Below are 24,108 nucleotides of genomic sequence, written 5' to 3'. Positions count from 1 at the left end.
CGCCGATTAGAGGAGAACCCCCGCCATGGCCGATTCCTATTTCCCCCACTGGCGCAAGCAGCCGAGCGCCGCCGAGGGCCGTGTCGTCAACACGGACGAGCGGCTTGCCTGGCCGCAGATGTTCGCGATGGGCATCCAGCACGTCGTCGCCATGTTCGGCTCGACGGTGCTCGCACCGCTGCTGATGGGCTTCGATCCGAACCTGTGCATCTTCATGTCGGGGATCGGCACGCTGCTGTTCTTCGTGGTGGTGGGCGGGCGCGTGCCGAGCTATCTCGGCTCGAGCTTCGCCTTCATCGGCCTCGTGATCGCCGTGACCGGCTACGGCGGACACGGCCCGAATCTGAACATCCCCGTGGCGCTCGGCGGGATCATCGCGTGCGGCGTGGTGTACGCGATCATCGGGCTGATCGTCTCGGCCGTCGGCACCCAATGGATCGAGACGCTGATGCCGCCGCTCGTGACCGGCGCGATCGTCTGCGTGATCGGGCTGAACCTCGCGCCGATCGCAGTCAAGGGCGTGAGCGGCAGCAACTTCGATTCGTGGATGGCGCTCGTCACGGTGCTGTGCGTTGCCGCGGTCGCCGTGTTTGCGCGCGGCATGCTGCAGCGCTTGCTGATTCTGGTCGGCCTGCTTGCCGCCTACGTGATCTACGCGATCGTCACGAATGGCCTCGGCATGGGCAAGCCGATCGACTTCTCCATTGTCGCCAACGCCGCCTGGTTCGGCATGCCGCATTTCACCGCGCCGGTGTTCAACGCGCAGGCCATGACGCTGCTCGCGCCAATCGCGGTGATCCTCGTTGCAGAGAATCTCGGCCATATCAAGGCCGTGAGCGCGATGACCGGCCAGAATCTCGACCGCTACGTGGGCCGCGCCTTCCTTGGCGACGGCTTGGCCACCATCGTCTCCGGCTTCTCCGGCGGCACGGGTGTGACGACCTACGCGGAAAATATCGGCGTGATGGCCGTGACGAAAATCTACTCGACGCTGGTCTTCGTGATCGCTGCGGCGATTGCGCTGGTGCTCGGCTTCTCGCCGAAGTTCGGCGCGGTGATCCAGACCATTCCGGGACCGGTGCTAGGCGGCGTATCGATCGTCGTGTTCGGCCTGATCGCGGTGACGGGTGCGCGCATCTGGGTCGTCAACAAGGTGGACTTCTCCGACAACCGCAACCTGATCGTCGCGGCCGTGACCCTCGTGCTGGGCGCCGGGGACTTCTCGCTGAAGCTGGGCGGCTTTGCGCTCGGCGGCATCGGTACCGCTTCCTTCGGCGCGATCATCCTGTACGCGTTACTGCGCCGCAAGCCCGCGCAGCAACCGGCGGTTTAGGTGCGAGGCGAAGCGAGTGGCCAGCCAGGCAAGCAAAAGCTGGCTGGTGCATGCCGGCCTTCAGGCCCGTGCTCCGCTTCGCGCGATCAGCGTCGTCTCCGACAGATCCGTCTCGCGCATCAGCTTGTTAAGCGTCTCGTCATTGATCTTTTGCGCGTTGCGCAACGACAGCAGTTCCGCGCGCTCGGCCCGTATCGCGGCCAGCTTCATCTGGAACTCTAGCGCCTCCGCTCGACGTGCCTGTTCGCTCGGCGGGGTGCCCTCGTCGCCGAGCGTCGCGAGACGACGCCGGTAGATATCCATCACGCGCGCCGTCACGTCCGCCGCATAGGCGGAGGCCGATTCGTCGAGATCGGCGCTGGCGGTTTCGTGCAGCTCGTCGATGGCGCGGATCGCCGCTTGCGCCGAGAGCTTGCGGGCATGCTGCTCCTCGGCCGCATGCGGATCGCGCCCGCGCCGCCAGCCGTGCAGCAGCAGTGGCAGCCCGATCACCGCCACCAGCAGCGACAACAGAATTACCCCCGAGGCGATAAAGATCGCCAGGTCGCGGCCCGGCAGGGCCACCCCGTTCGGCAACGCCTCGGGCAACGACAGCACACCCGCCATCGTCACCGCGCCGCGCACTCCGGCCACGGTCGTCACCGTCACCGTGCGCAGCCCCGGCACCGCGCTCTCCATGCCCCGCTTCGCCGCACCGCGGCTCGCGTGCCAGCGCAGCAGCCAGACCCAGACGAAGCGCAGCGCGTACAGGGCGAGCGCCACCGCCGCGATATAGCCGATCAGCAAGACCATCTGCTCGTTGCTGGTCTCGTGTGCGTCGATCAGCGCGCGGCCGAGGATATGCGGAAACTGTAGGCCGAGCAGGATGAACACCATGCCGTTGAAGACGAATTCGATCATCGTCCAGGTGCTGTTGCCGCGCATGCGTGCGGAGACCGCACCGGCATTCGCGATGCTGGTGTAGTTCATCATCATTCCTGCCGCGACCGCGGCGAGGATGCCCGACCAGCCGAAGTGCTCGGCGAACAGGTAAGCCGCGAACGGAATCAGCAGGGTCATCACCACACCCGGCGCGGGATCGCCCTCCTCCGTGCGGTTCAGGAAGCGCGTTGCCGCGACGCCGAACAGCCAGCTCACGGCAGCGCCGGTCGCCAGTCCACCCACGGCAATGATCACGAAACTGAGCGAGGCATCGCGCAGCGAGAACACGCCCGTCAACGCAGCGGCAATGGCGAACTTCAGCGCGACCAGACCCGACGCGTCGTTCATCAACGCCTCGCCTTCGAGGATATGCATCAGTTGCGCCGGAATGCGGTTCTTGCCGGCGATGCCGCTCAGCGCGACCGCATCGGTCGGCGACAGCACGGCGGCAAGCGCAAAGGCGACGGGCAAGGAGATCGCCGGCACCAGCGCGTGCACGAAATAGCCGACTGCCAGCACCGTCATGAACACGAGCCCGAGCGCGAGCAGCAGGATCGAGCGCCGCGCCATGAAGAACTCGCGCTTGGGGATGCGCCACCCATCCGCGAACAACAGCGGCGGAATGAAGAGCATCATGAAAATTTCCGGATCGAACGTGACGTGCAGGCCCAGTCTCGGCCAGGCGAGCAGGGCGCCGATGGCGATCTGCACGAGCGGCAGCGGCAGTTTGAACGGCAGCACGCGGATGCCGACACCGGAGACGGCGACCGCTAGTAGGAGGATCAGGACAGTGAAGACAATTTCCATCTGACTCGTCTAAAGAGAGGCGGCAAGCCCTTGCCCCTTGCGGACCGGGAGACCGGTTCGCGAAGCGCGCGCATGCGGCGGGAGGCGGAGCGGGCAGCTAATGCGCAGACATTAACAAACGTAAGGTGGGAGTTTAGCCCGAGGCGACGCTTGGGCGGCGCGGCGTTTGCAGCGAGGCATGCGCTGCCTGGGGTGGGCTGGGAGCGGGGGCCGGTCGTCGGCCATGGGCCGCCAACAGGACACGACAAGCGGCGCTGCGTATGCCCCCAAATAGCGCTTCCCGGCTGAGATGTTTGCACCGGTCTGGTGCGTTGTGTGCGCGGACGCACCGGCGCTGGCTTCAACCGCTGCAGTTACGCATACAAAGTTCGCCGGAAGGTGCGGCAGCGTGCGCACGGAGCTTGCTTAAGGAGTGCCGATGACGCACATTTTGAGAAACGGCGCCGAGGTTGTTCGCCCCCGCGTTCGGACCGGCCCGGCTCTCGCGTGAGAGGAATGCATGACGATTGCGCAACAGGAAAGAACCGCCGCCGCACCGCACGGCTTCGAGTTGAGTGTGACTTCGGGGCTCGAACGGTACTCGGTGCGGCATGGGGATCTGGAGCTGACGAGTGTGTTTCAGCCGATCTTCAGTTTGTCGCATATGCGGGCGGTCGGCTACGAGGGATTGCTGCGGGCCCACGATGCACTCGACCGGCCAGTGTCGCCGCTCGACGTATTCGGCCAGGCAGCGCGGCTCGGTGACGTGCTGCAGGTGGACCGGCTCGCCCAGGCGCTGCATCTGGAGAACTTCAAGGTGCTTGGCGCCGAGAAGGAGTGGCTGTTTCTGAACGTCCACCCGGGGGCGTTGACCGACCCTTATCACGCCGCCGCGCTGCTCGCGAACCTGCGGCGGCTCGATCTGTCGCCACGGCGCATCGTGCTCGAAGTGCTGGAACAACGCGCGGAAGATCTCGAACGTCTCGCGGAAGCGGTGCGCAAGTTCCGCGAACTCGGTTTCCTGATCGCGCTCGACGATTTTGGCGCCGGGCATTCGAACATCGAGCGGATCTGGCAACTGAACCCGGACATCGTCAAGCTCGACCGCATCATGCTCTCGCATGCCGCGCATCGCGCCGATATGGCGACCATTCTGCCGGGCCTCGTCGCGCTGTTGCATGAAGCGGGCAAGCTGGTGCTGATCGAAGGCGTCGAAACCGAACATGAGGCGCAGATGGCGCTCGCCTGCGACGCCGATTTCGTACAGGGTTTTTTCTTCGGCCGGCCGAACCCGGGCGCGGCGGATAGCGCGCAAGCGGTGACCTGCATCAGCGAGGTCACCGAGCGTTATCGCCACCAGACCGAGGAGCGCGAGCGGCGCAATGCGAGCCGCCTCGCGCCGTACATTCGCGCGTTCGAGCGGGCGGCGGAGCGGCTCGCGGCCGGTGAGCCGCTCGACGAGGTGTGCTGGAACTTCCTCGCGCTCGATCACGCAGCGCGCTGCTTCCTGCTCGATGCGAAGGGACGTCAGGCCGGCCGCAATGTGGTGCTGCGCGCCGATCGCGCCGCGCATGAGACGCGTTTTCTGCCGCTGGCGGATGCGCAAGGGGCGAACTGGTTGCGCCGGCCGTATTTCCGGGCCGCGATCAACGCACCGGAGCGCGTACATGTGACGCGGCCGTATCTGTCGATCAATGAGGCGCTGCCGTGCGTGACCTTGTCGGTGGCGACGCATGTCGGTGAGCAGACTTGCGTGCTGTGCGGCGATATCGACTGGGTGGATGAAGAGCGGTTCTAAACGCCGGCGAACCGGACGTTTTGCGCCGGGCTTCCCGAGGAGTAAACGAACACTCGGAACACTCGGGGCGGTCCGGCGCTTTCTTGAGCGATCATGTCGGTTTTAACGACACCGATCTGCTGCCATGTCCCAAACCCACGTTTTGCTGGAAGTCATCGCCACCACGGTTGCCGATGCGCGGGTCGCCGCGCAGGCGGGAGCCGACCGGCTCGAGTTGATCACCGCGATGGGCGAGGGCGGTTTAACGCCCAGCCTCGGGTTGATCGAAGCGGTGGTGGCGGCCGTGGATATCCCCGTGAATGCGATTGTCCGTCCGCATAGCCGGTCGTTTGTGTACGACGCCGATGACTATGCGGTGATGCTGCGTGACGTACGCGCAGTTGCAGCGGCGGGTGCGAATGGTGTGGTGATCGGCATGCTGACGCCTGGCGGTGAAATTGACCGCGAGGGTTTGGCCCGCGCCGTCGACGCTGCGGATGGTTTGGCGATCACCTTCCATCGTGCGTTCGATGAAACGCGTGATTTGTCCAAGGCGCTGGACGTGCTGCTGGGTTTTGAGGCGGTGACGAATGTGCTGACCTCAGGCGGCAAGCCATCTGTGTTGCAAGCCGAGGAGAAGATTCGCGCGCTGGTGAAGCAGGCGGCGGGTTCGCACTGCACAGTGTTGGCCGGTGCGGGTCTCACGGTCGACGCGGTGGCCGGGTTTGTACAGTCGGCGCAGGTCAGCGCGGTGCACTTCGGCTCAGGCGTGCGGGTAGGCGGGAATGGGCTGGCGCCGGTGGATCCGCAGAAGGTGGCGCGAGTGCGGGCGTTGCTCTAATCGAACCTCGCCCGCAGCAGCGCGCACCGCCACACACTTACTTCGCCACCACCACCGGAATCCCCCGCAGCGTCCCAGCGCCCTTCGCTTCCTCAAGCGCTTGCTTGACCGCCGCGCCGGTGGCCGCCTCGATGTTCAGACGCGCTGCCAGCTCACGCTCGCTACGCTTCACACCCGCGAGATTCGCCAGCTTCACATGCCCATAACCACGCACGCGAGCATGCAGGTCCGCCAGCTTGGCGATCTCTTCAGCGTTAGTCGCATCGAGCTTTGCCAACGCCTTTTGCATCGTCGCTTCATAGTCGCCGGCCAGTTCGCGTTCCATCCGGCGTTCGAGCGTGCGGCCGAACGGATCGAGCATCGTGCCGCGCAGTCCGCGGAATTTCGCCATCGTGCCGAGCACCGGCCACAGCCACTGACCGAAGGTCTTCTTGACCGGCGTCGCACCATGCTGCGGGCGTGACAACGTCGGCGGCGCGAGATTGAATTTCACGCCGAAGTCCTTGCCTGCCACGCCTTCGAATTGCGCTTCGAGCGAGGCACGGAACGCGCTATCCGTATGCAGGCGCGCTACTTCGTATTCGTCCTTCACAGCCAGCAGACGATAGAAAGTCGTCGCCACCGCGCGCGTCACCCGCTCGCCTGACGCAGCACCGCCGATACCCGCTTCGGCACGCCGCGCCGCATCCACCAGCGCGCGATAGCGCTTCACGTAAGCCTCACCGCCATACACTGCAAGGCGGCCTTCGCGATGCGCGATCAGTTCGTCTACCGTATCGATGCGAAGCGGTTGTTCTGCTGCATGCCGCGCCTGCCACAGCGCTTCGAGCGCCGCCGGATCGGCCGCCGCGAGACGGCCCACCGAAAACGCCAGTTGATTCATCTGCACGGCGACGTTGTTCAATTCGATCGCGCGCATCATCGCGCCGAACGACACCGGTACGAGACCGAGCTGCCACGCGAAGCCGAGCATCAGGATATTGGCGCCGATCGTATCGCCGAGGAAACGGGTCGCCAGCGCCTGCGCATCGCAGGACGACATGCGTTCCTCACCTGCGGCATGGCGCATCTTGTCGATCAACGCATCCGCGTGCAGGTTCGCATCCGGGTTCTGCACGAAGGTCGCGTTCGGAATCGCATGCGTATTCACGACGATCCGCGTGCGGCCATGTCGCACCGTCTGCAGCGCATCGGAGCTCGCGCCCACCACCATGTCGCAGGCGAGCAGCACGTCGGCCTGTTGCGTATCGATACGTACCTGGTTGAGCCACTCGTCGCGCGCGGCAAACCGCACGAACGACAGCACCGAGCCGCCCTTCTGCGCAAAGCCCATGAAGTCGAGCACAGAGGCGCTCTTGCCCTCCAGATGCGCCGCCATGCTGATCAGCGCGCCCACCGTCACGACACCTGTACCGCCCACGCCTGTCACCAGAATGTCGTACGGTGCGGCATCGAGCTGGGTCGCCGGCACCGGCAACGCATCGACGCGCGCCGCCAGCGCCGCAGCATCGAATGCCGCACCCGCAGCCTTCTTGAGCTTGCCGCCTTCGATCGTTACGAAGCTCGGGCAGAAGCCGTTCACGCACGAAAAGTCCTTGTTGCAGGACGACTGATCGATGCGGCGCTTGCGGCCTAGCGCAGTTTCGACTGGCTCGACCGAGAGGCAGTTCGATTGCACGCCGCAATCGCCACATCCTTCGCAGACCTCTTCGTTGATGAAGAGACGCTTGTCCGGATCGGGGAACTCACCTTTCTTCCGGCGGCGGCGCTTTTCGGCCGCACAGGTCTGGTCGTAGATCAGGACCGTGACGCCGTCGGTATCGCGCAGTTGCCGCTGCACCGTATCGAGTTCGCTGCGATGGTGAAACGTCGTGCCCTTCGGGAACAGGTCGTGATGGCCGTCGTACTTCTCCGGCTCGTCGCTCACCACGACGAAGCGCGAGACGCCTTCCGCTTCCACCTGCCGTGCGATTTGCGGCACCGAGATGCTGCCGTCGACCGGCTGGCCGCCCGTCATCGCGACCGCATCGTTATAGAGAATCTTGTAGGTGATGGTGGCTTTCGCCGCGACCGCCTGGCGGATTGCCAGAATGCCCGAGTGGAAATAGGTGCCGTCGCCAAGGTTCTGGAACACGTGGCGCGTCTTCGTGAACATCGAATGCGAGGCCCAGTCGACGCCTTCGCCGCCCATCTGGATTAGCCCGGTGGTATCGCGCTCCATCCACGAGGCCATGAAGTGGCAGCCAATCCCCGCATGGGCGATCGAACCTTCGGGCACCTTGGTCGAGGTGTTGTGCGGACAGCCGGAGCAGAAGTACGGCGTGCGCTTCACCGCATCGGCGGCGTTCGAGAGAATTTGCGGCGCAACCAGATCGACCACGCGTTCGCGCCGATCGAGCGTGGGTTTGTGCCGGGCGATCCACTTCGCGAACACGGGCAGGATGCGCGAGGGGCGCAGCTCGCCGAGCGAGGACAGCAAGAGCGAGCCGTCCTGCGCATACTTGCCCACGACGACAGGACGCGCGCCGGTCTGGCGGTTATACAGGTAGTCCTTGATCTGCTGTTCGATGACCGGGCCTTTTTCCTCGATCACCAGCACTTCGGAGAGACCTTCGACGAAGGTGTCGATCCGCGTCATCTCCAGCGGGAACGACAGCCCGACCTTGTAGATCCGCACGCCCGCCGCTTCGAGATCGGCGACGGTGAGGTCGAGGCGCCGCAGCGCTTCCATCAGATCCAGATGCGCCTTGCCGCAGGTGATGATGCCGACATTCGCATGCGGGCTCGGCGCGATCCATTTGTCGATGCTGTTGCTGCGCGCGAAATGGCGCACCGCGTCGAGCTTGGCGGCAAGCCGCGCTTCGATGGTGAGACTCGGCAGATCGGGCCAGCGGTTATGCAGGCCGCCGGCGGGCTCGACGAAATCCTGCGGCACGGTCCACTCGGTTTGCAGCGCATCCAGATCGACCGTCGAGCCGGATTCGACCGTCTCCGAAATCGCCTTGTAGCCGACCCACGCGCCCGAGAACCGCGACAGCGCCCAGCCGTACAGGCCGAATTCGAGCATGTCGGCGACATTCGATGGATTCACCACCGGCATATGCCAGGACATCAGCGCGAAGTCGCTCTGATGCGGCATCGACGACGAGACGCAGCCGTGATCGTCGCCCGCCACCACCAGCACGCCGCCGTGCGGCGACGAGCCGTAGGCGTTACCGTGCTTGAGTGCGTCGCCGGCGCGATCGACGCCCGGGCCCTTGCCGTACCACATCGCAAACACGCCTTCCACGGTGCGTTCCGGGTCCGATTCGACCCGCTGCGTGCCGAGCACGGCGGTGCCGCCCAGTTCCTCGTTGATCGCCGGGAGGAAGCGGATATCGCTCGCCGCGAGCAGTTTCTTCGCCTTCCACAACTGCTGGTCGACCATGCCGAGCGGCGAGCCGCGATAGCCGCTGATGAACCCGGCGGTGTTCATGTCGCGTGCCTTGTCCAGCGCGCGTTGCATCAACACGAGGCGCACCAGCGCCTGCGTGCCGGTGAGGAAAATGCGGCCGCGGGTGGCGGTGAGGTTATCGGACAGCTTGTAATCGGCGAGAGCCGGCGTGCCGTCGATGGGCAAGCGAGCGGTCATGGTGAGTCTCCGTTTTTATGCACTCGAGCGAAGTGGATGGGGACCACAAAGGCTTCGACTCGAAAGAGACTCTATTTTTTAGCGCCGATTAGAGAAAATTTTTGCTAGTTTCCGGGTTTCCTCGCCCGCAGGAGCGAAGTGTTTTGCGAATTCGCAATCTTTTGAGATAGATCTGCCGGGTGTTGCGCGGGTACGGGAATACCCTTGTACCCGGCGCGAGGGCTCGGTGGGGGCCGCCGAACCGTCTTTCGGTACGTCAGTACCCCGTCCAAACCGCAAGCGCCAACGCGCCGCCCGACAACAGCAGCAGCACCACAAACAGCGGCAGGATGAACTTCAGCCACTGGCCGAAGCCGACGCGCGCCGTCGCCAGGTATGCGAGCAGCATGCCGGAGGTGGGCGTGACCAGGTTGGTGAGGCCGCCGCCCAGCACGAACGCCAGCACCGAGGTCTGGCCGCTGACGCCGGACAGTTGCGCGATCGGTCCGATGATCGGCATGCTGACTGCGGCCTTGCCCGACACGGACGGGATAAAGACGTCGAGCACCATCTGCACCGCCATCAGCCCGTTGGCGACCCACACCGCCGACTGGCCGCGCGCCAGCCGCGTGAAATGATCGATCAGCGTATCGAGCACCAGGCTGTTCTGCAAGATCAGTTCAACCGATGCGGCGAGCCCGATCAGCAGGCCGGCGAGGATCATGCCCTTCATGCCGTCGACGAACGCGTCGGCGGCGCTGCGAGAATCGAGCCGTCCCACTGCCGCGGTGACGATGCTGATCAGCACATAAAACGCCGACAGTTCGACGTTGCCCCAGCGCAGTTCGCGCGTGCCGATCACCAGCATCGCAGCGGCAATTGCCAGCACCACTAGCGTCGCCTTGTGACGGCCCGACAGCTTCACCTGCGGATGTTCTTGCAGGCTGGCTTGCGCCGTGGCGCGCCGGTAGCCGCTGCGGCGCACGTGAACCAGCAGATAGAGGATGCCGAGTGTCAGAAACACGACGAACACGCCGATCCGCATGGCGATACCGCTAAACAGCGGCACGCCGACGATCGGCTGCGCGACCGCCAGCGACAACGGATTGGTCACCGAAGCGATATACCCGACTTTCGCCGCAATCGCCACGAGGCCGACCGCGAACAGGTTCGACAGCCCGAGCCGGCGCGCCAGCACCATCACCATCGGAATGATCACGAGGTATTCGGAGATGAAGCCGAGCAGCGTGCTGCCGAGTCCGATCAGCACCATCAGCAGCGGCGCGAGCATGTACACGTTGCCGGCGGTGAGCTGCAGCAGCCGGTCGATGCCGGCATCGACGACGCCGGTCTTGCGCATCACCCCAAACATGCCGCCCACGAACATCACCATGAAGATCAGCGGCGCGTTCTTGATCAGACCGTTCGGCACGGCCACGAACGCCGACACGAGGCTCGCGGGTGCGGCTTGCTGCGGCGTGCTTTGGGTGACGGCCGGTGCGAACAGCGTGGCGACGCTCTGCGTCTTCGGCACCACGTGATAGGTGCCCGGCACGACCAGCTTGTCCTTGCGCTCGAACTGGCCCGCGTCGATCAGATAGGTGAGCGCCACGGCGGCCAGCACGACCCAGATCGTCATCACCACCGGATGCAGCATCTTGCCGTGCGGCTTCTTTTCGTCGTGGCTATTGCCTGTGCCTCCTGCGCCGCTTTCCTGGCTGCTCGGGTCGGAATCGGGGCCGCCGTGAGCGCGGGCGGTATCGGCGGATGGGGCGAGGGTGGTCATGGGCTGCTTCCTGGGATGCTTGTCAGGCCGGTTAAGCGGCACTGGATTGCGGCACGGTGTAACCGAGCTCGGCGGAGATCGTGCGGCTGCAAGCCTGCAAGCGCTCCAGGTAGTCGGGAATCTCCACCCGGCTGATGCGCATCTCCGGACCCGACACGCTGATCGCCGCGACCGCATTGCCGGTCATATCGCGCACCGGCACCGAGATCGCCACGGCCCCGGCCGTCACCTCGCCGACGCTCACCGCATAGCCCTTGCGGGCCACCGAATCGAGTTCTTCGATCAGCTTCATCAGGTCAGGCGGTTGCGGCAGTTTCTTCAGGCGTGCGAGGTATTCGGTCTTCACGGCATCGGGTGCGAACGCGAGCAGCACCTTGCCCGAGGCGCCCGAGTTGAGCGGACGGCGATTGCCGACCGAGCCGATCGTGCGCATCTCATGGGTGGTTTCGCAACGCGCCACGCAGACCGTCTCCAGGCCTTCGCGCACACGCAGCACGACGTTTTCGTTGATCGCCTGGTTGAGCGCGAGCATGTGCTTTTGCGCCGAGCGCACCAGCGTGTTCTGCTGCGCAGCGGCCACGCCGATCACGAACGCCTGCGGGCCGAGCGCATAGGTCGACGAGCGGGTGTCCTGGACGACGAAGCGGTGCAGTTCGAGCGTGCACAGCATCCGGTAGGCGCGCGATTTGTTGATGCCAAGCTGGTTCGCGAGTTCGGTGACTCCGAGGCCCGGATGTTCGGCGACGTGGCTCAGCATCTTGAGTGCGCTGTCCACGGAATCGACGATGTAGTTCACGGCTTGCTCCTTCAATGCAGGGACTTCAGGCGGACGTAGCGAGTTGCGCGCGCACGTATTCGGCGAGCGCAGCGACGAATGCGTCGAGGTTGTTTTTCAGGGCGGCGAAGCCGGCATGCTTCACGAACCTGCTCTCGTCCATGTAGAGGCCGCGGTTCAGTTCGATCTGGATGCTGTGGCGGCGCTCTGCCGGATTGCTCACGGCAGTCAGCAGGTCGCCCCCCTGATACGGTTCGTTGACCTGCACGGTGTAGCCGGCGGCGCTGAAGTATTGCGCGGCCCACTGCGTGAAGGCCGGGTCCGCGGTGGTGCCGAGCCGGTCGCTAATGACGAAGTCCGGGCGCGCTTCGCCCGCGTCGACGTTCATCTCGTTGCCGCGCGATTTCATGGAATGACAGTCGACGTGCCACAGCGCGCCGTGCTGTGCGACCGCCCGTTTGGCGGCGTCGTGCAACGCTGCGCGGTAGGGCCGGTAATACGCGTCGATGCGATGCTGCACTTCGGCAATCGACAACCTGCGCCCGTACATCGGCTGGCCCGGCAACGCGTCGCGGCGGATCAGGCCCATGCCGCGCAGCGTGTACTTTTGCGGCGCAAGCGGGGTGGGCCACGGTTCGGTCAGCAACTGCGCGTCGATGTCGGTGACGGCGCGGTTCGCATCGATGTAAGCACGCGGGAAGTGCGCACCGATCAGCACGCCGCCATGCTCGGGGACGGCCGCCCACAATTCATCGACGAAGGCATCCCATGAGGTATGGAGCGCCTCGCGCGAGGCGATGGTGTCGAAGTCCGCTGGCATGGCGATGCCGCTGTGCGGCGAGTCGAACACGATCGGCAGACGCGCGCCCGCGGGCTCGGTGACGAAGAACGGCGCGTCCAGCAGGTCCGCCGGCTTCGCATGGGGTGCGGGAGTGTTGTTCTCGAACGTCAAAACAGATTCCTTTCAGGCGGACGGGGCGTCTTGAAGTGGCCTTAAAGCGCTTCGTTACCGGGGTTACGCGTCTCGGGTGTTTTATTAAATAAAACAGCGTATCAATATTTAACGCCGAACGATATTGCCGGTCAAGTGACACGCTGAAACCCGCACTGCATGGACCCTCTCTCATAGACGCCTTTCTGGATAAGGATTTGCCGCGTCTTATCAGGTAAAACCCAGCCCTGCCGAAATTTCTGTCAATGGGTGCTAACCAGAAATTTACCAACAGCTTGACGCTCACTTTTTGCAATTCGAATAATAAACAATACGTTGTTTCATTCAATAAAACAACGTGAATCGGCGTCGATAGACGAGGCTTCGCGGGATGCCGGTGTGCAACTCAACCACGACAAGACAAGGACAACGAAGATGGACAGCAAAGGTTTGGTGAAGCGGCGCGTGGTCAAGGCGTTGGCAGGGGCGGGGATGGGGGCGGCGCTGTGCGCTCACGCAATGGCGCAGTCGAGCGTGACGCTGTACGGCATAGTCGATTCCGGCATCACCTATACGAACAATCAGAAGGGCAGCTCGACCTGGCAGGCGACCGGCGGCAACGAGCAGGGCACGCGCTGGGGGCTGTTGGGCAAGGAAGACCTGGGCGGCGGCACGAGCGCGGTGTTCAAGCTGGAAAACGGCTTCAACATCGAAACCGGCGCGGCCAGCCAGAACGGGCGCATCTTCGGGCGTCAGGCGTGGGTGGGCTTATCGAACGACCGCTGGGGGACCTTCACGATGGGCCGCCAGTACAACGCGGCGCAGGATTCGCTGGCGCCGCTGCAGATTGGCGCGAGCATCTCGCTCACGCAATATGCGCTGCACCCGTTCGACACCGACGACCTGAACAATTCGTTTCGCACCGACAACTCGGTGAAGTACGTGACGCCGACCCTTGCCGGCTTCCAGGGCAACGCCATGTATGGCTTCTCCAACGAGACCAACTTCGCGCAAAACCGTAGCTGGAGCCTGGGCGGCACCTACGGCACGGGTCCGCTGCACCTGGGCGTAGCCTACGTGGTGCTCGACAACCCGGCGCTCGACACCACCGGCGCGATTCCCTCCGATAACTACTACACCTTCCTGAAGGGCATCACGAAGCAGCAGATCTGGGGCGCGGGCGGCACCTACGACTATGCGAATGCCACCTTCGGCCTGCTCTACACGACCTCGCTGTTCAATCTGCAAGGCGGCGCCTCGGAGCGTTTCAACAACTACGAAGGCAGCTTCCGCTATCGCTTCACGCCGGCGTTGTTCTTCGCCATCGGCGAGACGTACACGCAGGTTCATTCGACACAGAGCGTGAACCCGAGCGTGCACTACCTGCAGACCAGCACGGGCCTGCAGTACTTCCTGTCCAAGCGTACCGACCTGTATGTGAACGCCATTTACCAACGTGCATCGTCGAATGCGGTGGCCGACATCGAAGGCATCAGCAATGCATCGAGCACGCGCACCCAGGTGGTTGGCGTGGTGGGTGTTCGCCACAAGTTCTAGGCTTGCAGGTGCCGCAGGCGCGCGAGGTGACTTAAGCGCCCGGCACCGCTTGCGGGTCGATTGCTGCCGCAGAGACGGGCGGCGCGCTGGGTTCCAGCGGTTCGATTTCGTGGAAGTGGGCGTAGTCGACATGGCTCACGCCGTTTTCCTCGCGCAGCAGGTCGACGTATTTGTATTGCCAGCGGATCTCGTCTGCTTCCCAGGAGTAACGCGCCTGCATGGTCTGCGAAGTCTGTTCGTCCGCGCCTTCGATGGTAATCAGCAAGGACGCGTCGCGCGCTTTCATCGACTCGGCGGTTTCGCCAAATAGCGGGCTGGTCTCGTCGATGATGTGCATCAGGGTCCAGCCAAACAGGAACGCGGGATGCTGTTCGCGAACCAGCGTCAGGTCGTAGAGCTTGCGCAGCGTGTGGCCTTCGATGGAAGTCTCGAGGCGCATCATGCGCAGTTTGCCGCGAGCTTCTGCGATCACATTCTGGCGGCCGTTGGCTGCGCGCGCCATCAGCGTCATGTGACCGTCGATCGGCCGGACCACCACGTAGCGGGAAAACATGATCTTGGCGCGCGGCCGTGAGAAGCGGGCGAAGATCAGGCCGGTCGCCAAGGCGATGCTCGACATGCCGACGAAGATTTCGAGCGTGGCGACCCAGTGGGCGTACACCGTCTGCGGATGCATGTCGCCATAGCCGACCGTCGCGAGCGTTTCGACGCTGAAGAAAAACGCGCCGCCGAAACCAGCGGGATACTGATTCGCGATCGGCGCCGTGCCGAGCATGTAGAGCGAAGCGAACGTTGCGTTGAGCAGCAGGAACATCAACGCCAGCGAGGCGAAGAACACCGGCCACGAGACCGTCAAAGCGCTGTGGTACATGTCCTGCCAGAACCGCACCGGCATGCCGTGGGCAACGATCACCCGGGAGTTGATGCGCAACTCGCGGCTGCCGCGCGGCAGCTTCCGGCGCCCGGCGGCGGTGGCGTCCGCGTCCGCAGCGCCGCTGCCAGTCTCGGCGCCGGGGCCTGCTGCGGAACCCGTTGTGCGGTCTGGAGTATCGGTGGCCATTGCGTGTTCTTCAGCGTGAAAACGCGCAAAGCGTAGCACGCCGCACGCACCGGTTTTGCAGATTTTCTTTGCTGCGCGATGCGCCGCCAAAGCACCGCTTGCGCGCTCGGCACGCCATGAGATTCGCTAGCCGCGAACTCACACCATCACGGAAACGTGCGCGGTTTCGGAATCCCTGCACCGTGTTCGATATCGGCGACGGCCTGCTGGTGGGCTGCCTCGATCGCGTCGGTTTCGCTCTCGTAACCGGCGTCGCCGCCCACCGTGGTCCACACCTGCACCGCGTGATCGCGATGGCGGATTTCGTATTCCGCGTCCCAGCGTGCGCCTTGCAGTTCGAGCGAGCGTACCTGGATCGAGTACACGCCATAGAGGAAGAGCTGTTCAGCCATCTTTGCCTCCAGCCGTTTGTTGTTTCCAGAAAGACACCGCGCGATAACCACGCGCCGGCGAATGCACCGGCCGCGCGCGGCGCCGGGCCTGCCTAGAATTCGATTTCGCCGAGGATGCGGTGAGCCAGCGCTTTGGCTTCTTCGAGGGCTTCTTCCTCGGTGGCCGAGGTGGCCTCGACTTCGTAGACCGTGTTCTCCAGTTCGGCGCCTTCGTCGCGCTCGAGCGTGACGATGCCGCGGTACTCTCCACCCTCTACTGGGCGTACTGTGGCAGTGGCCGTGTAGAGTCCCTTGGTATAGGTGACGTCCTCCATGATGCCTCTCCAGCAAAGGGGGAGATTCCATCGTAGCACGCCGTTTTGTGACTTTCTGGTCATCTGCGTGACAGGCCGGCGTTCTCCTCACGTTCTGCTTGAACGCCAGTGTGAACGCCGGAGCGCGAGGCTCAGCCCTCCAGCAGCGCGACCACTTCATCGAGCGATGGCGAGTGCGCGCCCGCATGGCGGCAGGCCGCCGCGCCGGCTGCCAGCGCGAAGGCGAGATGCTCCTGCCAGGTGCGTTGCGGCGCCGTCATCAGGCTGAACAGCAGGCCGCCAATCGACGCGTCGCCCGCGCCCACCGTATCTGCTACTTCGACGCGCGGCGGTTGCGCTTCGACAATCGTGTCGCCTTCGATCAGCGTGGCTTTCTCCGAGCCGCGCGTGACGAGGATCGTCGCCTTGGGATTCATGGCCCGCAGTTCGGCGAGCGCCTCGGCTTCGCTGGTTTTGAACAGCAGGCCGAGGTCTTCGTCGGAGACCTTGATGAGATCGGCGAGCGCGGCCATCTTGCGCAGCGTCGGCTCGTAGCCGTGCGCCATCAGGTTGCGGTAATTCGGGTCGAAGCTGATCTTCACGCCGCGTTCGCGCAACTGCGCGGCCAAGGTGGCGAGCGTATCCCCAAGTGGCTGGCGCACAAGGCTGATGCAGCCGAAGTGCGCCCACTTCACCTGATTCATCCAGCCTTGCGGCAGGCGTGACGGATCGAAGGCGAGATCGGCGCCGTTCTCGCCCATGAAGAAGTACGCCGGCGGATGCGTCTGGTGGACGATCGCCAGCAGTGGCGGCCGTTCCACGCGCTGCATGAAGCGCATGTCGAGACCGGCGGCGAGGCTGGCATTCCACAGCTCGTCGGAGAAATTGTCGGTGCCGAGCGAGCCGGCGCAGGCGGTCGGCAGGCCGAGCCGCGCGACCGCACGGGCGACGTTCCAGCCGGCGCCGCCGGGGCGCGACAGCCATTGGGAGTCGCCGGTGCGTACGAGGTCGGTCAGGATGTCGCCGGCCGAAACGAAGAGGGGAAATTCAGTGCTCGCGCTCATGGTGCTCACCGTGCGGATTCAGTCGTCGTGGACGGCCCGTGCGGCAGTGCATGCGTCAGCACTTCGTAGCACGCGCCCATCGTGTGATAGTCGGTCTTGCCGGCCGGGCTCTTTTCGTCGCTGTACTTGCGGTTGTCGCAGGTCAGGATGCGATACCACGCGCCGTATTTGTGGTCGACGAAATGCGCCCAGCTATAGCGCCAGATCTCGTCGTACCAGTCCCAGAAGCGTTCGTTGCCGGTGCGCTTGCCGAGCAGCGCGGCGGTCGCGAAGGTTTCGGCCTGGACCCAGAAATACTTGTCGTGATCGCACACCGTGCCGTCCGGGCCGAAGCCGTAGTACAGGCCGCCGTGGTCGTCGTCCCAGGCGTGCGTCATGGCCGCGTCGAACAGTTCGATGGCGCGCGGCAGCAGCCACGGCAGCGGGCGGTGCCGCTCGAGGATCAGCAGCAGCTTGGCCCACTCGGTCTGGTGACCGGGCTGGAAGCCCCACGGGCGGAAGATGTTCGAACTGTCTTCCTCGTTGTAGTGCCAGTCCACCGACCAGTCCGCGTGGAAATGCTCCCACACGAGCCCCTGCGAGAGTTTCGCCTGACGCAACGTGATGTTCGACGCCACCCGTTCCGCGCGGTCCAGATACACCAGATGGCCGGTCGCTTCATAGGCGGCGAGCAGCGCCTCGGTGGTGTGCATGTTGGCGTTCTGGCCGCGATACGAACTCACGCGCCAGTCGGGCGTCGCTTCGTCGGCGTAGAGGCCGGCGGCGGCGTCCCAGAAGCGGTGTTCCATCAGTTCGAAGGTGGCGCCGATCAGCGGCCGCGCTTCTTCGATGCCGGCCATTGCGGCGTGCGAATACGCGAGCAGCACGAACGCGAGGCCATAGCAATGGCGGGTGGCGTCGAGCGTATGCTTGCGGCCGTCGCGCCATTCGAGCTCCCAGTCGTAGCCTTTGAGTTCGGCATCCCAGTGCGCGTCGCGCAGGAAGTTCAGGCCGTGGCGCGCGTACTCCTGATGTTTCGGATCGCCAAACTCGCGGTATGCCATCGCGTAGTTGAACACGTAGCGGCAACTGCTGACCAGATGGCGCGTGGTGCGGTTATAGACCGAGCCGTCGTCGCGGAAGAGGTGATAGAAGCCGCCGCTCGGGTCGAACACGTTCGGCGCGTAGAAGCGCAAGGTGTCCTGGATATGCGAGCGCAGGAACTCGGCCTCGCGGAAGCTGGTCACAGCGGGCGCGCTGGGCAATGCAGCGGCGGGTTGGTCGCGATGGTTGGATTGAAGCGTATCGGATTGCGTCATGGCGTTTTCACCGAGGTACTGGCACGGGCAATGAGATGGACGGGCAGGTGGACTTCGAGTTCGGCAGGCGACTCTTCAAGCAGCAGTTCGACGCCGCGCCGGCCGAGTGCTTCCTTGTCGACGGCGATCGTCGAGAGTGGCGGCGTGGCATGGGCGGCGGCGGGGATGTCGTCGAAACCGATGACCGCGATGTCCTGCGGAACGCGCAGGCCGCGCGCGAGGCAGACGCGCAGCGCGGCAAGCGCGGCGGCGTCGTTGTAGGCAAATACGGCGTCGGGGCGCTTGCCGGTGGCGACGGATGCGTCGAGCAGGCGTTGCATGGCGAGCGCGGCGCCGGTGTCGGGGTCGAGCCCGGCGTCGATGGTGACTTCAAGCGAGGGATCGAACAGCAGGCCGGCTTCGAAGAACGCACGCCGGTAGCCGAGCGCGCGCTGGGCGATGCTGAAATGCGCGAGCGAACCGCCGATAAAGGCAATCCGTTTGTAGCCTTGCTGGAACAGATGCTGCATCGCCAGCGTCGCGCCGGCGGCGTTGTCGAGGTTCACGGAACGCAGGCCCGGCGCCCACAGGTCGATCAGCACCAGCGGGCGCTGCATGGCGACCAGCGTGGTGAGCGTTTCGGGCTCGACGAAGCCGGCAATCGCGACCGCGTCCGGGGCGTGCAGGCGCATCTGCTGGATCACGTCTTCCGTGGGCCCGGCGGTCAGCACCGACGGCACGATGCCGCGCTCGCGGCAGGCATCTTCGACGCCGTGCAGCACGTGCGAGAAGAACGGACTGGCGGCGAAATTATTGTGCTGGCGGTGCAGCAGGAAGGTGAGCCGGCGGATGCGCGGGCGCAACTGGGCGGGGTCGTAGCCGAGCTGGCGCGCGGCCTCGACGACCCGCAGGCGGGTGGCGTCGGACAGGCCTGGCTGGTTCTTCAGCGCGCGGGAGACGGTGCCGATCGAGACGCTGGCGGCGCGAGCGACATCGCGGATGGTTGTGGCCATCGGGGTGGGCGGCGAGCGTAGTGCGCGCCGCTGGGTAAGTTGATTTTGGGGGATTGTATAGTAAAACCTCTAAAAAGATGCCCCGTTTAGTGTGAATCGATACGCGTAAATACCCGTATATATGGGGAAAAGGTAGTTTAATTTTGTTTAGTAAAATTCACTAAACAAGCGGTATGAGGTGGTGGGAAAGGTGAGTTTTTAGGGGTTAAGGGTAGGAATCCGAAGTATTGTCGCCGGACCGCCGGATCGGGTCCTGCCCAGCTACTGCGTCAGTCGAGCGCGCCGTGGTGCGCTTCGACCTGTCCGCGCAGCAGCGCGGCGCTCTCGTCCGCCTCGATCAGTACGAACCCGCTTGTCTCATGCTTCGCGCGCCGTTTCGCCACTGCCGCCACCGAGGCAATTTCCTCGCTGCTATAGAGCGTCGGACCGCCGTCGGATTCGACGTGCACGCAGCCAATCGCCATCGTCACAAAGCCGAAGAAGGTCGGATTGCCGCGCCGGTCCTCGCCGTGAATGCCGCCGGCGAGCCGGTCTTCGGGCGCGTAGAAGCGTTGCGCCCCTTCGTTGAACAACTGGATCGCGCGCATCACGCGCTCGCGCCAGTCCTCGCTCTGGAACAGAATCAGGAAGTCGTCGCCACCCACGTGGCCAAGGAAGTCGCGGGTCGGATCGCACACGTCGGCCAGCACGGCCGCCGCGAACTTGAGCACCTCGTCGCCTTGCCAGTAGCCGTACTGGTCGTTGAAGGGCTTGAAATGGTTCAGGTCGACGTAGCAGGCGTAAAACGCCGCGTCGTTGCCGAGCAGCCGCGCGATGTGCGAGCTGATCGGGATGTTGCCGGGCAGGAAGGTCAGCGGGTTTGCGTAACGCGCTGCTTCGATGCGCACTTCGGTGACCGCGCGCACGAGCTTCTCGCCGGTGCCGAGGCCCGCGTATTTGCCGCCGTCGGTGATCACGAAGCCGTCGGCCAGATAGCGCTGGTCGTCGCTCGCGAGCAGCTTGGCCATCTGTTCGACCGTCATCGATTTTTCGATGATGACCGGCGACGCGTTCGCAAACAGCAGGCACGGCCGCTTGCCGAACAGTTCGCGGTGATACGGCAAGGCGTAACGGTCCATGAAGGCGCGCCGGTTGATCAGCGCCACCGGCTCGTCGTGTTCGACCACCGCCACCGCATGCAGATCGGGCAAGCGGTTGAACAGTTCGAGCACGTCGTTGTTGGTGGCGTGGCGCTGCAGCGCCGGCGCGCGCACCATCATCTTGGCCGAGGCCATGCCGCCCGACGGCGACGCGCTGACCGAGCGGGTTGCCTCCGGAAACACGGCGATATGGGCTGCACGGATTGCCTGACGGACGTCGTCGGTCACCATGCGGGCCGGTTTCGCATTCGGCCGGCCGAAGAAATAGCCTTGGCCGCAGCCGATGCCCATGTCGCGCACCACGATCAGGTCCGCTTCGTTTTCGATGCCCTCCGCCACCAGCCTGGCGCCGCTCGCGTTGGCGAAATGCTGCATCGCGCGCACGGCTTCGAATTTGAGCGGATCGCTCGCGATGTCGTGAATAAAGAAGCGGTCGATCTTCACCACGTCCGGTTGCAGGCGCACCCACAGATTCATGCTGGCGTTCGCGGTGCCGTAGTCGTCGAGCGCGAATTGCGCGCCGGCGGTGCGCAGGGTCGCAAGCGCGGGCAGGAAGTTGCTGATGTCGGGGATCGCGCTTTGCTCGGTCAGCTCGATGACGATGCGCTCGGGGTCCACGCCGGACTGGCGCAGCAGCGCGAGCGTGTCGTCGCGGGCTTCGGCGAGCTGGCGCAGCGCGCCCGCGCTGAAGTTCAGGAACAGTTTGCCCTCGCACGCCAGCCGCGCAAATGCTTCGATGCAGGTCACCGCGGCGGCCCGCTCCAGGTCGAGCACGCAGCCTTCGGCGCTCGCCTGCGCGAACAGCGCGAACGGGCTCTCGAGCGGTGAGCCGGCCGGCCCGCGAATCAGCCCCTCGTAGCCAAGAATCGCACCGTCGTCGAATTCGACGATGGGCTGGAATACAGCGGATAAATCACGCCGGGCGATCAAATCCTCGATGCTCGGTGCGACGGATCGAGGGGGCGAGCGAAGTGGCATGGCAATGGGCCAAAGCGGTGGACCGAAGGTTTATCGGCAGCGCGGCCGATAAGTTAAGTGAATCTTTAGTGACATTTTGCGCCGGGGTGGTGCGCGCGTGCGGTGGGTCGCGGAGCGCGCCCGGATGGCGCTGCGAGCGTGATCCGACGGGGCCGGCGTATTGGCCTATGCCATCCGGACAGGGCGACGCGGCGCGCGTTTCGGCGTGAAATAACGAAAAAGCCGCGCGAAGGCGGCTTTGTTCAGACAGGCTCAGGGAGGGCGCTTTATGAATCTATTGTTCGACTCGCGCCGCGCTTTAGCGGCGCGCCACCGCAGCGGCGCTGCTATCGGCGGCGGCGCGGCTTTCACCACTGGTGTCGCGTGCCCCCCAGCGCTGCGCAAGCGCGGCGCACACCATCAACTGAATCTGGTGAAACAGCATCAGCGGCAGCACCACCGCGCCCACGGCGTGGGACGCAAAGATGACCTTCGCCATCGGCACACCGGCAGCGAGACTTTTCTTCGAACCGCAGAAGATGATGGTGATCTGGTCCGCGCGATTAAAGCCGAGCCGCTTGCTCACGAACATCGTCACGGCCAGCGCGAGCGCCAGCAACACGATGTTGATCAGCACCAGGCCGCCCAGGGCACTGAGCGAGGTGTGGCGCCACAGGCCTTCGTTGACGGCTTCGCTGAAGGCGCCGTACACCACCAGCAGAATCGAGCCCTGGTCGACGAACTTCAGCACGCCGCGGTTGCGCTCGAGCCATTTGCCGATCACCGGCCGCAACAACTGCCCGGCCACGAACGGCACCAGCAGTTGCAGCACGATGTTCCACACCGTATGCCATGCGGAGGTGCCGCCGGCTGCCTGATTGGTGATCACGACGCTGACCAGCGCCGGTGTGATGAAGATGCCGAGCAGGCTCGAAGCCGACGCGCTGCACACAGCGGCAGGCACATTGCCTTTGGCAATCGAAGTGAACGCGATGGACGACTGGACCGTCGATGGCAGCGTACAGAGGAAGAGGACGCCGGTATAGAGCGCAGGCGTGACAAGGGGCGAAAGCAGCGGTTTGAGCGCGAGCCCGAGCAGTGGAAACAGCGCAAACGTGCACAGCAGGACGACCGCATGCAAACGCCAGTGCGTCGCGCCCGCCACAATCGCTTCGCGTGACAGTTTGGCGCCGTGCAGGAAAAACAGCAGGCCGACCGCGAAGTTCGTCAGCCAGTTGAAGCCGACAGCGAGCTGGCCGTGCACGGGCAGCAGGCTGGCGAGGACCACTGTGCTGACGAGGCACAACGTGAAGTTATCGGGAAGCAGTTTCGGGCGAGCCATTTCGGAAATCTCAATACGGGTGAGGCGGAAATACAGAGACGCGTGCGCGGTGGCACGTGGCGTTTGCTGTAGGGAGCGCGTTCATTAGTAAAGGAAAGCGATTGAAAAATCAAATTCATTTGCGGAATTGATTAATGAGGCATGAGCATACTAGGCGCTCCGAACCTGCCGCACCGCCTCCTCGATGAACCATTTGGCATACGTCCCAGTATTGTCGAGCGAAGTCAGTCGGTCCATCTTTGTTCGCTCGCTTCGAGAGGCTTTTTCAGGGTGAAGCTGGACTTCCTTTGAACCCCTTCCGCATCCTGAAAATAATTCGGCGGAATAGGCCTCAGACGGGCGTCTGGCCGTCTGCAAAGCACTAATTAAGAAGCCCTAACGGCGCTTGCGCGCAAGGCGTCTGTCGCGAAAAAACGTCGCAGTAACATGGTGTTACAAGGCAGTGTCAGGCCTAACACTTTTTGGCTCGACACCCCTTGGAGCGCCCCATAAATTACGTCTCAAAGGCCAATGGGATACGCCCGTTGCGGATCGACCGCAGCGGCAGAGCGAATCCTGAAACAAGCCACGCCGCAGCTCGAACGGCGGGCTTCAGGCGGGTCTTCGGGCAGGTGAGTCATGGTGGACGCAGGGTGGGTGAAAACAAGGCAGTGGGTCATGGGCGCAGCCTTTGCTGCGCTCTGCTCGCTCGCCTGTGCCAAGGCGCCGGAGACCCCGCATGGCGGCGGTCCCGGTGGCGGCTTTGCACACTCCGGCTTCCAGCACGAGGGGCGCAATGGGCGTGCCTATGACGCCCACGCTGAACGGGGCGCACCTGCGCAGCGCAACCTGCGTGCGGCCAACGGCATGGGCGGCCCCCGTCGCGGCTACAACGCGCCGCAGCGAGTCGCCGGCGGCGGTTACCGGGGCGACGCGCGCAGCGATCCGCGCGGCGGATTCCAGTACGCCGGGGCGATCACGCCTGTGAGCGCCGAGACGCACTCGATACCGCGTCCTCCGGAGGACGAAACGCTGGTCCGCGCCGGTTCCATCCGCGCAGATGTGGCCCGCTACAACGAGGAGCGGGGCGCCGCGCGGCAAGTGCCGCGCCCGCCCGAGTACATAGGCCGGCCACCCACATCGTCGCCGTACCGTAACTAACTGCAGGTTGCTGCGGCAGGGCGGCTTCCCTGCATGCCAGGCTTTCCCTCCCTCCGTCACGCTTTCACAGCTTCGACAGCTTTCAGCCTGTCAGCCAACCTTGGTCCGACGCGA

The 24,108-nt window shown here is 64.4% G+C and carries 18 protein-coding genes; 5 read left to right on the top strand and 13 right to left on the bottom strand.

Features of this window, described 5'->3' with window-relative positions; all coding sequences use genetic code 11:
• Nucleotides 1-25: 25 nt before the first annotated feature.
• Nucleotides 26-1,333: a solute carrier family 23 protein gene (locus tag BLQ92_RS00745; RefSeq protein WP_090680558.1), complete on the top strand. Its 1,308-nt coding sequence runs from the start codon at nt 26-28 to the stop codon at nt 1,331-1,333.
• Nucleotides 1,334-1,393: 60 nt separating this feature from the next.
• Here BLQ92_RS00745 and BLQ92_RS00740 read toward each other — a convergent pair whose 3' ends face one another.
• The gene (locus BLQ92_RS00740; RefSeq protein WP_090680555.1) at nt 1,394-3,061 is read right to left on the bottom strand and encodes a Na+/H+ antiporter; all 1,668 of its coding nucleotides are present in this window, start codon (nt 3,059-3,061) and stop codon (nt 1,394-1,396) included.
• Nucleotides 3,062-3,560: 499 nt separating this feature from the next.
• Between BLQ92_RS00740 and BLQ92_RS00735 the strand changes: the two genes are divergently transcribed.
• On the top strand, nt 3,561-4,838 hold the full coding sequence (locus BLQ92_RS00735) for a sensor domain-containing phosphodiesterase (protein WP_090680554.1): 1,278 nt from the start codon (nt 3,561-3,563) through the stop codon (nt 4,836-4,838).
• Nucleotides 4,839-4,962: 124 nt separating this feature from the next.
• Entirely contained in the window at nt 4,963-5,658 is a 696-nt protein-coding gene (locus tag BLQ92_RS00730; RefSeq protein ID WP_090680551.1) for a copper homeostasis protein CutC, read from the top strand.
• Nucleotides 5,659-5,695: 37 nt separating this feature from the next.
• Here BLQ92_RS00730 and BLQ92_RS00725 read toward each other — a convergent pair whose 3' ends face one another.
• The 4 genes from BLQ92_RS00725 to BLQ92_RS00710 form a co-directional block, all read right to left on the bottom strand.
• Nucleotides 5,696-9,289, bottom strand: coding sequence for an indolepyruvate ferredoxin oxidoreductase family protein (locus BLQ92_RS00725; RefSeq protein ID WP_090680549.1), 3,594 nt, complete (start codon nt 9,287-9,289; stop codon nt 5,696-5,698).
• Nucleotides 9,290-9,545: 256 nt separating this feature from the next.
• Nucleotides 9,546-11,054, bottom strand: coding sequence for a YfcC family protein (locus BLQ92_RS00720; RefSeq protein WP_090680547.1), 1,509 nt, complete (start codon nt 11,052-11,054; stop codon nt 9,546-9,548).
• Between the two features lie 31 nt (nt 11,055-11,085).
• Nucleotides 11,086-11,850: an IclR family transcriptional regulator gene (locus BLQ92_RS00715; protein WP_090680546.1), complete on the bottom strand. Its 765-nt coding sequence runs from the start codon at nt 11,848-11,850 to the stop codon at nt 11,086-11,088.
• A gap of 25 nt (nt 11,851-11,875) precedes the next feature.
• Nucleotides 11,876-12,781: an N-formylglutamate amidohydrolase gene (locus tag BLQ92_RS00710; protein ID WP_425194886.1), complete on the bottom strand. Its 906-nt coding sequence runs from the start codon at nt 12,779-12,781 to the stop codon at nt 11,876-11,878.
• A gap of 414 nt (nt 12,782-13,195) precedes the next feature.
• Here BLQ92_RS00710 and BLQ92_RS00705 point away from each other — a divergent pair, with 414 nt between their 5' ends.
• Nucleotides 13,196-14,317: a porin gene (locus BLQ92_RS00705; protein WP_090680543.1), complete on the top strand. Its 1,122-nt coding sequence runs from the start codon at nt 13,196-13,198 to the stop codon at nt 14,315-14,317.
• A 31-nt stretch (nt 14,318-14,348) separates the two neighbouring features.
• Here the strand turns inward: BLQ92_RS00705 and BLQ92_RS00700 are convergent, their stop codons facing one another.
• From BLQ92_RS00700 to BLQ92_RS00665, 8 genes are all read right to left on the bottom strand, one after another.
• The gene (locus BLQ92_RS00700; RefSeq protein ID WP_090681825.1) at nt 14,349-15,377 is read right to left on the bottom strand and encodes an ion channel; all 1,029 of its coding nucleotides are present in this window, start codon (nt 15,375-15,377) and stop codon (nt 14,349-14,351) included.
• Between the two features lie 146 nt (nt 15,378-15,523).
• The gene (locus tag BLQ92_RS00695; protein ID WP_090680542.1) at nt 15,524-15,769 is read right to left on the bottom strand and encodes a hypothetical protein; all 246 of its coding nucleotides are present in this window, start codon (nt 15,767-15,769) and stop codon (nt 15,524-15,526) included.
• Nucleotides 15,770-15,861: 92 nt separating this feature from the next.
• Complete coding sequence (locus tag BLQ92_RS00690; RefSeq protein WP_090680539.1) at nt 15,862-16,083, bottom strand: hypothetical protein; 222 nt, start codon at nt 16,081-16,083, stop codon at nt 15,862-15,864.
• A 131-nt stretch (nt 16,084-16,214) separates the two neighbouring features.
• The gene (locus tag BLQ92_RS00685; protein WP_090681823.1) at nt 16,215-17,126 is read right to left on the bottom strand and encodes a carbohydrate kinase family protein; all 912 of its coding nucleotides are present in this window, start codon (nt 17,124-17,126) and stop codon (nt 16,215-16,217) included.
• Nucleotides 17,127-17,131: 5 nt separating this feature from the next.
• Entirely contained in the window at nt 17,132-18,424 is a 1,293-nt protein-coding gene (locus tag BLQ92_RS00680; RefSeq protein ID WP_090680537.1) for an AGE family epimerase/isomerase, read from the bottom strand.
• Nucleotides 18,421-19,416, bottom strand: a complete 996-nt coding sequence (locus tag BLQ92_RS00675; RefSeq protein ID WP_090680535.1) for a LacI family DNA-binding transcriptional regulator — start codon at nt 19,414-19,416, stop codon at nt 18,421-18,423. The genes BLQ92_RS00680 and BLQ92_RS00675 overlap by 4 nt, the downstream gene beginning before the upstream one ends.
• Nucleotides 19,417-19,685: 269 nt before the next feature.
• Complete coding sequence (locus tag BLQ92_RS00670) at nt 19,686-21,533, bottom strand: EAL domain-containing protein (protein ID WP_090680532.1); 1,848 nt, start codon at nt 21,531-21,533, stop codon at nt 19,686-19,688.
• 298 nt (nt 21,534-21,831) lie between these two features.
• Entirely contained in the window at nt 21,832-22,854 is a 1,023-nt protein-coding gene (locus BLQ92_RS00665) for a bile acid:sodium symporter family protein (protein WP_090680530.1), read from the bottom strand.
• A gap of 636 nt (nt 22,855-23,490) precedes the next feature.
• On the opposite strand from BLQ92_RS00665, the gene BLQ92_RS00660 reads away from it, so the two are divergent.
• Nucleotides 23,491-23,994, top strand: coding sequence for a hypothetical protein (locus tag BLQ92_RS00660; protein ID WP_244106031.1), 504 nt, complete (start codon nt 23,491-23,493; stop codon nt 23,992-23,994).
• Nucleotides 23,995-24,108 lie beyond the last annotated feature (114 nt).

It is taken from the genome of Paraburkholderia phenazinium (assembly GCF_900100735.1).
In the GTDB taxonomy this organism is placed as follows: Bacteria; Pseudomonadota; Gammaproteobacteria; order Burkholderiales; family Burkholderiaceae; genus Paraburkholderia; species Paraburkholderia phenazinia.
This window is presented reverse-complemented; position numbering and strand designations above follow the sequence as displayed.